Here is a 12,012-nt window from a genome sequence, read left to right on the forward strand (position 1 = left end):
TGGGCGCGTCCGGTTGGGGATCCGGGCACGCAGAACAAAGCCTCGTGGGGGTATGCCTCATGGGGCGGGACGGCTGGTTGGAGGGATTACAGGCCAGTTTCGGCCTATTTGCTGAGATTTGCCAGACGCTCGGGGCTCAGCAGTTCCTCCAGCTGGGTGGCGGTCAGAAGACCGTGCTCCAGCACGAGTTCCGCAACGCCCTTGCCCGTTGCCAGCGCTTCCTGGGCGATAGCGGTGGCGGAGGCGTAACCGATATGGGGGTTCAATGCCGTGACGAGACCGATCGACTGCTCCACGGTAAGCCGTAGCCGTTCGGTGTTTGCAGTGATGCCCCGGACACAGCGCGCCGTAAGGGTGCGGCACGCTGCTTCCAGGTGGGAGATGCTCTTGTGCAGGCTGTGCACAATGATCGGTTCGAAGGCGTTCAGCTGAAGCTGGCCGGCCTCCGCGGCCATGGTGACGGTGACATCGTTGCCGATGACTTCGTATGCCACTTGGCTGACCACTTCCGGGATCACCGGATTGATCTTGCCGGGCATGATCGACGAACCGGACTGCACGGCCGGAAGGTTGATCTCGCCCAATCCCGCACGCGGTCCGGAAGACAGCAGGCGGAGGTCGTTACAAATCTTGGAAAGTTTTACTGCCACGCGCTTCAGCACACCGGACAGGTGAACAAACGCGCCCACATCCTGCGTGGCCTCAATGAGGTCTGCAGCTGTGAGGAGGGGGAGGCCGGTGATTTCGCCCAGGTGGCGGCAGGCAGCCTCGGCATAGCCCGCCGGGGCATTCAACCCCGTGCCGATGGCTGTGGCGCCAAGGTTGATCTCGTGGATCAGCATGTGGGACTCGTCCAGCCGGGCCCGGTCCTCGCCGATGGTTACGGCGTAGCCGCCGAACTCCTGTCCGAGGGTCATGGGAACAGCGTCCTGCAGCTGGGTGCGTCCCATCTTGACGACAGTCCGGAACTCGCGGCCCTTCTCAGCGAAGGCCAGCTCGAGTTCTTCGAGGGCTTCCAGGAGTTCCTTGACTGAGAAGATCGTGGCCAGGTTGACCGCCGTCGGGTAGACGTCGTTGGTGGACTGGCTCAGGTTCACGTGGTCGTTCGGGTGCAGCTTGGAGTAGTCGCCCTTGGGGTGGCCCAGGATTTCCAGTGCACGGTTGGCGATGACCTCGTTGGCGTTCATGTTGGAGCTGGTGCCGGCGCCGCCCTGGATCACGTCCACCATGAACTGCTCGTGGAGCATGCCGTCCATGATGTCCTGGCAGGCCTGCACAATGGCATCCGCCTTCTCGGCGTCCAGGAGGCCAAGCTCCTGGTTGGTGCGGGCCGCAGCCTGCTTCACTGCGGCCAGGCCGCGGACCAGGTGCTTGTTGGTGGAGAGGGGCTGCCCTGTGATGGGGAAGTTCTCCATGGCACGGAGGGTGTGGACGCCCCAGTAGGCGTCCGCGGGTACATCACGGTCGCCCAAAAGGTCGTGTTCGGAACGGAGGGGGATCGCCTGATCGACGGTGGTCATAGCTGTCCTTGGTTTAGTTACTGAAAATGTGGGCCGCGCGGAGCTCGCCGACCGGAAGGCCGCCGCCCAGCACGGGTGGGCTCTGAAGCGTGTCCAAGCTGCCGCCGTCGACGCCCAACCGGCGAAGAACCTCAACGGTGACTGGCATGCGGGCGCGATCGCCGCCGTCGGAAATCTTGACGGCCACACCAGTGCCGTCCGGGAGGCCCACCAACTGGAGGCCCTCAAAGCCGTCCTTCGCCAGAAGCCCAGGTACGGCCCGCATAAGGGCGGTGACGTCGCGGCCTTCGCCGGCCACCATTTCAGGGAAGCGGCGCATGGCGTGGGCGACTTTGCCTTCGCCAGTGCTTTCGTCGGCGGCGGCGAGGCGGCCATACGCGCGGGCCATGCCGTGCAAGGAATGTGCAAAGAGCGGGGTCCCGCAGCCGTCGGTGCTGACAGCTGCTGCTTCCTCGCCGGTGAGGTCCGTGATGGTGTCGCGGACCAGGACCTGCAAGGGGTGCCCGGGGTGCAAGTACCCCTCCACAGGCCAGCCGTTGATGACGCAGACGGCGGCCATGGAAGCGTGCTTGCCGGAACAGTTCTGTGCGATCTGGGTGGGACCGTTGCCGGCGCGGAGCCATTCGTCACGCTCCTGGACGCCGTACGGCAGGTCCGTGCTGTTGGCCAGTGCCGCCTCGGTCAGACCGTGCAGCTTCAGGATTTCAGCGGCGCCATCGCGGTGCATCTGTGCACCGGAGTGGCTTGCAGCGGTGAGCGCCAGGAGGTTTTGGGGGATGTCCAAACCGGCCTTGAGCAGCGCTACGGCCTGCAGTGGCTTCAGGCTTGAACGGGGGTACATCGGCGCGTCCGGTTCGCCGGCTTCTACGGAGGTGGTGCCGTTTTTGTGGAGCGCGACCAGCGAGCCGTAGTGGATGCTCTCCACCAGGCCGTCGCGGGTTACCTCGACGAGGGGAACGTGGTGCGGCGCTTTGAGGTTTTGTGCCGCGGTTTGGTGGGCCGGTGCTGCGGGGGCGGGCATGGTGTCCTTAGGGATATTCATTTGCTGAGGATCGTGTCCAGTGCCACGCTGACGGCTTGCAGGTGGGCGGCCATCGCTTTGCTCGCGGCTTCGGAGTCTCCGGCTTCGATCGCATTAAGGACGGCGACGTGTTCCTCGTCCGAGCGGTGTTGCCGGTCGGCGACGAGGTTGAGGGTTTCCGACTGGTGGGCCAAAGCCTCGCGGATATCAGAGACAACGCTGGCGAAGACCCTGTTTCCGCTGGCGCGGGCCACTGCAGAGTGGAAGCTCGCGTCCAGGTTTACCCAGGCTTCGGGGTCGTTCTCGCTGAGCATTTCCTGGACGATCTCCTTGAGGTGCTCAAGTTCCTCGTCCGTCCTTCTTTGTGCGGCGAGCCCGGCCGCCGGGATCTCGATGTGCGGGCGTGCTTCGTTGAGATCACGCGCACTGTACTGACCCAAGGTAAGGTCATTAGCGACCTTGTTGGCCACAATGAACGTGCCCTTGCCCGTTTTGGTCACGGTGAGGCCCAGGGTGTTGCAGGATCGCAGCGCTTCCCGGATAACGGAGCGGCTGACGCCGTACTGGCCCGCCAGGGTCGCTTCCGAGCTCAGCTTGGTGCCGATATCGAACTGGCCGCCCTCGATCGCACGCCTCAGCGCCGCGAAGACCGCTTCAGCTGCGGAGATGCGGGAAATGGGCATATGCCCGCCCTGGGGCTCTTGCTGTCCGGCTGTCCGGCTGTCTGACAGGTTCACGCTTTGAATATGGCACGGGTCACAAGGGGCTGTCAACGCTGAAAGAACCGCTTCACGGTTTGGCGGTCACGTGCAGCGGTGCTAGTTCCTGTTGAGGCCGAATTTCCGGGTCATAAGGGCAGCTTTGTAGTGGGATTCCGCAGCATTTACCTCGAATGAGGGAGTGCTCGGTCCGAAGACCCGGAGAAGACTGAAAACAAAATGACGTGCATGGTCCGTTCGCACACTCTGATTCCCAGCGCCGACACTATCGAAGGCGAGTTCCCTGAGTGCCACATTGCCACCGTGGCCGTCACGGGCATATGTCTGCCAACGACCTAAAATTCTCTCTGAACCATCAGCCTTGCCGACGTACTGTTTGCCGTTGCTCGAATCAGTGATCAGGTAGATGCCCTGAACTTCAGAAAGCGCGGCCTGCCAGTCCGCATAGCGCCGGTCCTCCACCATTTCCTGCAGGAGGTGGTAACTCAGCAGGACGCCGTCAAAGCCTGGGAAAGGAACTTTGTCACGGTCTGCTATCTCCACCACCTGCATTCGGGCAGTGCTGGCCGAACTGCCGCCGCGGTGCCAACTGCGTGGATTGTCCCAGTCGATGACGAGGCGGTCTCGGAGCGGAGACAGGAAGTCACTCACCGTGAGCTCGAAGTATCGGCATGACGCCGTGCGCTCCCCAATGACCTCCCCGTGGTTTTTGAAAGTTCCCCAAAGCCTTGAGCGGTTTTTCCCGTCCGCTATGAAGATGACCCAGAAACGGGGAGGGTCGGCCGGAAAACGACGGGGAGAGATGTCCTGTTCGCGGGTGTACCTGAGCACTTTGTCCAGCGTCAGGTCCTCCGGCCCACAAAGCGCCGTCTCGTCATTGGGCCTGAAAGAATGACGTATTACGTGGACATCTCTGAGAGAAACCGGCTGTTCCTGCTCAGCACCGACACCGGCCAAGACGTGGGCAAGTGTGAGTGAGAGGATCGTGTTCGGTTGGAATGCAGAAACGGCCGGTGCACCTCCTGAGCTTGTGAAATCCAGTGCCAGCTCCATGCTCAGCCCACCTTCGCGTGGTTCTCTATGGAACGGAGGATGCTGATCAACTGCCCGATCTTGTCATCACCGAACAGCGCATCCGGGCCGGACGGCGCCAGCTCGTTGTATGGGGACTTGAACAACGCTTTTGGGCTGACCTTTCCATTTTCCATCAGGTGATTGGTCAGAACTTTGAGGAAGTTGAGCTGCTGGGCAGTGAGCGTAGTACCAGCCACAAACTCTGACAACGCTTCCTCGACGGCTTCGCGGTCCAAACCAATCAAGGAACGGACAAAGAGACCGAGCCCATCATTGGCGGCACGATTCAAATCTTCCAGCGAACCCAGCCCGCTTTCGAGGAGGATACGTTCAAGCTCGGCGAGGTCCAAGGCCGTGAGTTGCTTGTTACGCCGGAGCCGTTGGATGGTTGCGTGCTCCTCATACTGCGCCAAGTACGAACGCATTTTCTCTTTGTAACGAGGGAGGTCCACGAAGCCATTTGTTGCCCCCGCCAGTTCGACTTCTTCAAGCACGCCGAGCTCGTCTTGGAAGTTTGTGTAGACCACCTTGCGTTTCCGCTTCTCGATGAGATGGACCAATCCACGGAGCCGGCGTCGGATTTCTTCCAGCCATTCCAGCGAAACGGATTCCCATTCGTCGTCGTGGAGGATGATTTCCAGCAACGACAATTGCGCGGCGATGGCTGGGATGCTCTGCTGGTCCTGCAGGGCGGAGGCGATTGTTTGGATCTTTATCCGGAACGGCCCGACCGCCGATCCTTGCAGCAACGCCAACTCTGTTTGGAGCATGAGGTAGTCGAAGCGCTTGGCCTCTTCCGTGTCAGTGGGCGCACCGATGGACGCGAGCCTGGCGATCTCGGTTTGCAAAGCTTGGTAGTCTTCCGCGGCCAAAGATGTCCATGTTGCTTCCTCGGCGAACCGGTCCACCCATTTGCGGGCCGGCTTGACGAGGAAGTTGTCGAGCGGAAGCCGGTCAACTGTGTGCTTCAGTGTTTGCCGAAGGTCGACAACCACAGGCGCTTGAGGATCCCATTGGAGGTCGGTGAACGTCTGCAGGAGCTGCACGCGCGCCGCAAAAGTGGTCTCCGCGAGTGACCTTCCCAAGGACCCTTCATTGCTGGGCATGCCCGCATTGAAAAATTCGGCATTGCGGCAGAGGTCGAAGATGAAGAAGTCCTTCTTATCCTCACCAGGGCCATACAGTTCGGGGCGCAGGCGGGTGCCGCGGCCTACCATCTGCCAGAATTTGGTCTTGGACCTGACCATCTTGAAGAAGACAAGGTTGACGACGTCCGGCACATCGATGCCGGTGTCCAGCATGTCTACCGAGATGGCGATGTGGGGGTCGCTCCCGGTGGACGAGAATTGGTCGATGAGGTTCTGGGCGTAGTTCACCTGATAGGTGATAACACGGGCGAACTGGCCTTTGTAGGCGGGGTAGTTCTTGTCAAAACGCTCGGCAATGTACTCGGCATGCCGGTTGTTCTTCGCGAAGATGATGGTTTTACCCAGTCGGTCCCCGCCGGCAACCTTGTGGCCACGCGTCATGAGGACTTCCAGCGCCTTATCCACTGTGTCTGCGTTGAAGAGCCAGGTGTTGATCGCGGTGGCATCCACCGAATCCGGGATTTCGCCGTCTTCATCCCACTCGAGCTCGTCCCACTCTTCTTTGGCAGCTTCAGAAAGGTCCTCGTACGAGATGCCTTGGTCGGGAAACTTCAGCGGAACCGGCACAACTCGGGGCGGCACTAAGTATCCGGCCTCGATGGCCTCGCCGAGCTCATAGGCGAACGTGGGAACGTTGTCTTCGATGCCGAACAGGCTGTAGGTGTTGCGGTCCACTTCTGACTGTGGCGTGGCTGTCAGCCCGATGAGTAGTGAATCAAAGTACTGGAAGATGGCCCTGTACTTTTGGTAGATCGAGCGGTGGGCTTCGTCGACGATGATGAGGTCGTAGTGGCCAATGCCAAAGGTCCGTTGGCCCAGCTTTCCTTCGGTTATGTTGATGAGGTTCATCATGGTCGGGTAGGTAGCCACGTGGATGCGGCTATCCGATTCTTCGCCAGATCCCAAAACGACGGGGCTGGAACCTGGCAGGTGGGCCTTGAACGCATTGGCCGCCTGCTTGACCAACGCAACGCGGTCCGCCAGGAACAAAACCCGCTTGGCCCAGTTGGCCTCCTGCAGGAGCTTGGCGAGTGCGACGACGGTGCGCGTCTTGCCCGTGCCGGTCGCCATGACTACAAGCGCCTTGCGTTCGAAGTCCTTCTCGAAGGCTTCCGTGACGGCCCGAATGGCATTGTGCTGGTAGGGACGTTCGACGATTGAGTTGTCGATTGCCTGTTCAGCCAACGGCTTTCGGCTTTGCCTGCGGTTGACGAGCAGTTGCAGTTGATCCCGCGTGTGGAAACCCTGCACCGCCCGCTCGGGGTACATGGCGTCGTCCCAAATCCACGTCTCGTAACCGGAGGTGTAGTAGATGATGGGGCGCCGGCCGTATCGACGTTCCAGGCAGTCGGCGTACAGCTTGGCTTGTTGCTTCCCTACATGGGGATCCTTGGTGGTCCGCTTCGCTTCGACCACAGCGAGAGGCAGCCCGTCAGCGCCCCACAACACGTAGTCCACGTAGCCGACGCCGCTGAGCGTGCCGCTTGCCGTGGGCATGGTGTCGACCTTGAACTCACGGTCTTCTGTGTTGCTGAGCGGCCAGCCGGCCTCGTTCAGCTCAAGATCGATGAGGTGCCTGCGGGTCAGGGCCTCGTCATAGTCGTGGTGGTCGGGGACGGTCTGATTCTGTTTTTTGGCCTCGGCGACTTCGGCTTGCAGAATCTCCAGCTGGGCCTTGAGGTCCGCCGAGTCGGCAGCTGCCTGTGCAAGGGCCTCATTTTTCGCTTTGAGCTGGTTCTCGAGTGCTTGGAGTCCTTCGGGCGATTGCTGCTGGACCGGCGTCTTCGGCTTCGGAGCCAGGACCGCGGCATCGAAAACCAACGACGGCGGCAGCTGGCTACCCGTTTTGGCGTAGTTCCTCGCCAGCCAATAGCAAACGTGGTGCAGTTCGCGAAGCACCAGTTCGGCGTCTTGAGCGGTGGGGCCGACGGAGTTGTGAACCGCATTGTTGCCGGCTTTGCGAATGATGGTGAGCTTGTTGGCAATGGGGCCGCCCACAAGGTTCTTGAAGGTGGGCTCGTTCAGTAGGGCGTTGAGGTCATCCTTGTAGGGGGTCACCAACCCCGGCTCTACCTGATAAAGCCACTCAACAATGCGTTCAATGGTGTAGCGGGCATAGAACACGGAAGCGCGGGGATCGACCCGGGCGAATTGCTCTGCCCTGCGTGCTTGTTGGGCCAACTCGGGCCACTCGCCCAGCATGAACCCAAAGTTGCTGGTAACTGCCCCCATGCAGCCGTCTCCGATCCGTTGCTCCGTTGTCCTAAAAATTAGTCAATCATGAGACTGCGACTGTTTAGGTTTCATTTCAGACCCGCGGCCTCGACCAGTGGCAGCAGTTGTACCTTCGTAAGAGTGTCATCGACGATTTTCGGCAGGGATCCCAGCTGGGATTTCAGCTCTTCCCTGGCAGCTTCGAATGCTTCCACAATGCCGCCACAATAGTGTTCGACCATCTCCCGGGCGGCTTCAGCATCAACGCCAAACTGGGTGCTTGTCGAGACCAGCATCTGCTTGCTGATCTTCTGAAGCCTGTACTCGCCTTTCACACTCATGGCCAAGTCGATATTTGATTCCTCATCCCAGTAGGGGGCATAGGTGGCAAGATCATAAAGCGGTGACAGCTGGGCCCTGCTGCCGTTGAGGAGCACGGAGTAGTTTTTGGCGTGCGCGTCGGTGCAACCGGCCACGGTGTTGAAAACGAGGGCCCGGTACAGCCCTTCGCCTGCTGGCCGGCGGTCCGCTTCAAAAGGAAACGATCGGACAAGGGCGGCCATATCGCTCGCGCCCGGCCCGCCGTCACGGTGCTGGTATTTCTTGGCTGGAGAAACGCTCAACGCCTGGCAAAAGTCTTCTTGATGGATGCGGTGCCAGGTTCCGTCCACTTCTTGGCGGTCGTAGCGCCGCGTCACAAAAACGTCCCAGTCACCAATGCGGGTGAGCTCGGATTTGGCCACTTCGAGCCCCAGAAAAGCTGCTGCCCTCATGGTCAGCTGTTCCACCGCATCCAGGCGTCTGAAGCTGCCTGCTGCCGGTTTGAGGATGTGCGTCGTGGGAGTGGCGTCTTCGGGTACGGCCCACTTGCCGTTCGGAAGTTGATGCAGGGCAATTTTCGGCTGTGCCCCGGCAAGGCTAAAACGTCCTGCAGAGTCATCGTAGGGCGTGCCGTCCTTGTATTCCGTCACCACATGATCCAGCATTTCCGCCACGTCGGAGTCCGAGACCGGCTGCACAGCTGTTCTGGAGAGGGTGCTATCTGAGGAACCGGTGCCGGGTGACATGAATTGCAGCGCGCCCGCGACGTCGGCCCCGATATGTTCGAGGATTGCGAAGGGGTTCGAGGGGGACACTCGGAACCGTCGGGCGATCGTCTGGAGGGCACCTTCACTGTCGGGCAGGAGCCCTTGCAGAAACGGGAGCACGCTGCGTTTCTTATGGAGCGTTGCCGCTAGCGGCATTGACAGTGAAAGCGGGGTTGCATTCGCGACGGCTTGATAACCGGGGTCGTATCGGAATGTCAGATTTCCCGACGGCGACTGTTCAACGCGACCGCAATACGTCCCGTCCATGAAGACATCAAGAGCCCGCGAACTTACCACCGTACCGCGCCCGTTTCGTTGTCGCGTATGGCGATTTCAAAACCCAGGGCTTGGAAAACGTCCATGAACTTCGATGTCTCCACCGACGCTTTACCGGATTCAAGATCGATGACAAAGGTCCGTGAGACGCTGGCTCGCCGGGCCAACTCTGCTTGGGACCACGCTCGCTCTTCACGCAGCTCACGTACAAGGGGTCCAGCCTCGCGGACTGTGCGCAATGGAAGCTCCTGTCGCCGTGCGGCAACTTCTGTAAATGTCGCCGTACGCCGACTTTAGCATTTGTTGCCGTACGGCGACAGATCTGAGTCAGCGCCGGGCTACTACTCAGAGTTCGCCCTTGAATGCACGGCTTTGGAGCGACGTGAAGAGCGCGTCCAATTCCCCTAAGTGCTTGCGGTGCGTTTCCTTCAAGCGCTCGACGGCGGCAACCCGGGTTGCGAAGGTCTGCTGCAGTTCGAGCGGGGGGACCGGTATGCGCATCCGTTTGAGCTTCTCACCGGTCAGATGCGCAATCGTCGAAACAGTTACGTGGTCCTTGAGACCACCGCCTTTAGCTAACGACCATAGAAGATGAACGAGATACTGTGGATCGATGACCTCAAGGTCTGGGCGCACTCGATGAAGCGCCTTCTGAAAGTAGCAGTCCTTCTCCTGATCTCGCCAAATGGCTGCCCGGCCAGGTTCCCCACCTTCGCAGACCAGAACGTCACCTCTACGGAGTGCAAACTCGGCTTGGTCTGATGGGCTGAAGTCCATCTCGAGCAAATCACTGGTGTCAATTTCGAACCATTGCACATTGGCGTTGCGTAGATACTTGAACGAACGCTCGCCGGTTTGAGCCTTCTTATCCAACATCTTGCCTAATCGGCTGACCGTTACACGGCCGAAAGGCTCGAGTGGCCAATTCTGTGAATTCGAAACAGGGTCGCCGAACATGGAGTGGAAGATCGACTGGGTGAGCGCGTCCAAGTGGGCGATGGCTTGACGGCGCTTGGCGCGGAGCTCGTCGGCCTTGTCCAAAATTGCCGCAATCCGTTGCTGCTCTTCGAGGCTTGGGAACGGAACGGTGACTTCCTTTAGATACTTATAGTGCCGGCTGTATCCAGCTGAGGGCAGCTCAATGGATCGTAGATAGTGAAAGAAGAATCGTGCGTCTCCGTCTCGTCGAGGGGACAAAACTTTTGTGCCATCTGCCCCTAGGACGAACGGATGATCGACGTACTTTATTGCCCGTGTATGGTCACCAAAAATTATGACTGGTAGGTCGACCGACGCAACGGCGTCTCCTCTATCCGTGTAGCCAGCTATGGCATCACGTCCTTGATCGATGATTGGAAGCAGGCCCTGGTTCTGGTACTCGGATGTCTGAAGTTTGGTATTTCCACCGGTTTTGTCACTAAAGACCTCGAGAAAGGACAGGCTTCTCACTTCAGCAACTCCCGCAGCTCGTTCATGCCCTCCGCGATCTCGGCTTCGAGCTCATCGAGCGCTTTCAGGATTTCCTCAGGGGCAGCATGCTCGACCTCTTCGTACTCAATCTCCTTGTACCGGTTGAGCGACAGGTCGTAGCCGTTCGCCACGATCTCGGAAAGCGGAACACAGAAGGACTGTTCCGTGCGCGCCCGCTCGAGTTCCGCCGTCGTGCGTTCATTCCAACGCGAGAGAACGTCCTCAAGGTCGGACGACGCAAGCGGGGTGCGCTTGTCGTCAAGGCTGAAGCCGTCGGACTTTACATCGTAGAACCAGACGTTGTCGGTGCCGCCGGAGTTCGTCTTTGTGAAGAAGAGGATGGCAGTGGAGACTCCGGCGTAGGGCTTGAAGACGCCGGACGGGAGTTTGACGACGGCGTCGAGCTTGTGCCCTTCGACCAGTGTCTTTCGGAGGGACTTGTGACCGCCGGTTGAGCCGAAGAGAACGCCGTCAGGAACGATAACTGCAGCCCGGCCGCCTGGCTTAAGCAGCTTGATGAAAAGTGCCAGGAAGAGGAGTTCGGTCTTCTTCGTCTTGACGACGTTCAGCAACTCTTTCGAGACATTCTCGTAGTCCAAGCTGCCAGCGAACGGCGGATTGGCGAGGATGACGTTGTACTTCTCTTCCTCGATGGAGTGCAGGTCGGCAAGTGAATCGCGGTAGGAGACGTCCGGGTTCTCGACCCCGTGGAGGAGCATGTTCATGGAACCGATGCGAAGCATGGTGGAGTCGAAGTCGAAGCCATGGAACTGCTCGTGGTGGAAGAACTTGCTCGTCTCGTCATTGGTGAGGAGGTTGGCGTTGTTCGTGCGGAGGTATTCGCCGGCCTGAACCAGGAAGCCGCAGGTGCCGGCGGCCGGATCACAGATGGCTTCGAGCGGCTGGGGTGCTGTCATCGCGACCATGAGGTCGATGATGTGCCGAGGGGTTCGGAACTGTCCGTTGGTACCCGCCGACGCCAGCTTCGACAACATGTACTCGTAGAGATCGCCCTTGGTGTCGCGACCCTCCATGTTGATGGAGTCAATGACATCCACCACCTGCTTCAAGACACCCGCGTTCGGGATCTTGAACTGCGCATCCTTCATGTGGTGGCTATAAGTGGAGTCTTCGCCGTTGGACTGCTTGGTCAGCTCAGTGCGGAGGAACGGGAAGATGTTCTGCTGGAAGACCGTGAACATCTCAATCTGACCAAAGTCCTTGAAGTTCGACCAGCGGAGGTCCGAATAGGGGCGGCCCTGAGGATCGACGCCTTCGGGGAACACCGCGTTCTCAATCGGCTCGCCCAAGAGGTTGGCCTGTGCCTCTGCCCGTGTGTGGTTCTCGTCGAGGCGCTTGAGGAACAGGAGGTAGGTGATCTGTTCGATGACTTCCAGAGGATTGGAGATACCGCCGCTCCAGAACGTATTCCAGACTTTGTCTACTTGGGACTTGATTTCACCTGTGATCACTCATGCGAGT

At 59.7% G+C, this 12,012-nt stretch carries 9 protein-coding genes; all 9 read right to left on the bottom strand.

Annotation, left to right across the window (positions count from 1 at the left end):
- Positions 1 to 104 precede the first annotated feature (104 nt).
- Entirely contained in the window at positions 105 to 1,520 is a 1,416-nt protein-coding gene (gene aspA / locus ABIE35_RS16325; protein WP_354516514.1) for an aspartate ammonia-lyase, read from the bottom strand.
- Between the two features lie 13 nt (positions 1,521 to 1,533).
- Complete coding sequence (locus ABIE35_RS16330) at positions 1,534 to 2,541, bottom strand: asparaginase (protein ID WP_354516583.1); 1,008 nt, start codon at positions 2,539 to 2,541, stop codon at positions 1,534 to 1,536.
- Between the two features lie 17 nt (positions 2,542 to 2,558).
- On the bottom strand, positions 2,559 to 3,278 hold the full coding sequence (locus ABIE35_RS16335; RefSeq protein ID WP_280624253.1) for a FadR/GntR family transcriptional regulator: 720 nt from the start codon (positions 3,276 to 3,278) through the stop codon (positions 2,559 to 2,561).
- A gap of 81 nt (positions 3,279 to 3,359) precedes the next feature.
- Positions 3,360 to 4,313 (bottom strand): GIY-YIG nuclease family protein, encoded by a 954-nt coding sequence (locus ABIE35_RS16340; RefSeq protein ID WP_354516516.1) that lies wholly within the window; start codon positions 4,311 to 4,313, stop codon positions 3,360 to 3,362.
- 2 nt (positions 4,314 to 4,315) lie between these two features.
- Positions 4,316 to 7,714, bottom strand: coding sequence for a DEAD/DEAH box helicase family protein (locus ABIE35_RS16345; RefSeq protein WP_354516517.1), 3,399 nt, complete (start codon positions 7,712 to 7,714; stop codon positions 4,316 to 4,318).
- Between the two features lie 71 nt (positions 7,715 to 7,785).
- Positions 7,786 to 9,051 carry a type II toxin-antitoxin system HipA family toxin gene (locus ABIE35_RS16350; RefSeq protein WP_354516519.1) on the bottom strand — a complete coding sequence of 422 codons (1,266 nt, stop codon included), beginning with the start codon at positions 9,049 to 9,051 and terminating at the stop codon, positions 7,786 to 7,788.
- A gap of 23 nt (positions 9,052 to 9,074) precedes the next feature.
- Positions 9,075 to 9,299, bottom strand: coding sequence for a helix-turn-helix domain-containing protein (locus ABIE35_RS16355; RefSeq protein ID WP_354516521.1), 225 nt, complete (start codon positions 9,297 to 9,299; stop codon positions 9,075 to 9,077).
- A 106-nt stretch (positions 9,300 to 9,405) separates the two neighbouring features.
- Positions 9,406 to 10,509, bottom strand: coding sequence for a restriction endonuclease subunit S (locus ABIE35_RS16360; RefSeq protein ID WP_354516522.1), 1,104 nt, complete (start codon positions 10,507 to 10,509; stop codon positions 9,406 to 9,408).
- Complete coding sequence (locus tag ABIE35_RS16365) at positions 10,506 to 12,002, bottom strand: type I restriction-modification system subunit M (protein WP_354516524.1); 1,497 nt, start codon at positions 12,000 to 12,002, stop codon at positions 10,506 to 10,508. Before ABIE35_RS16365 ends, ABIE35_RS16360 begins: the two co-directional genes overlap by 4 nt.
- Positions 12,003 to 12,012: the final 10 nt, after the last annotated feature.

The sequence above is a fragment of the Paenarthrobacter sp. 4246 genome, assembly GCF_040546855.1.
Taxonomy (GTDB): domain Bacteria; phylum Actinomycetota; class Actinomycetes; order Actinomycetales; family Micrococcaceae; genus Arthrobacter.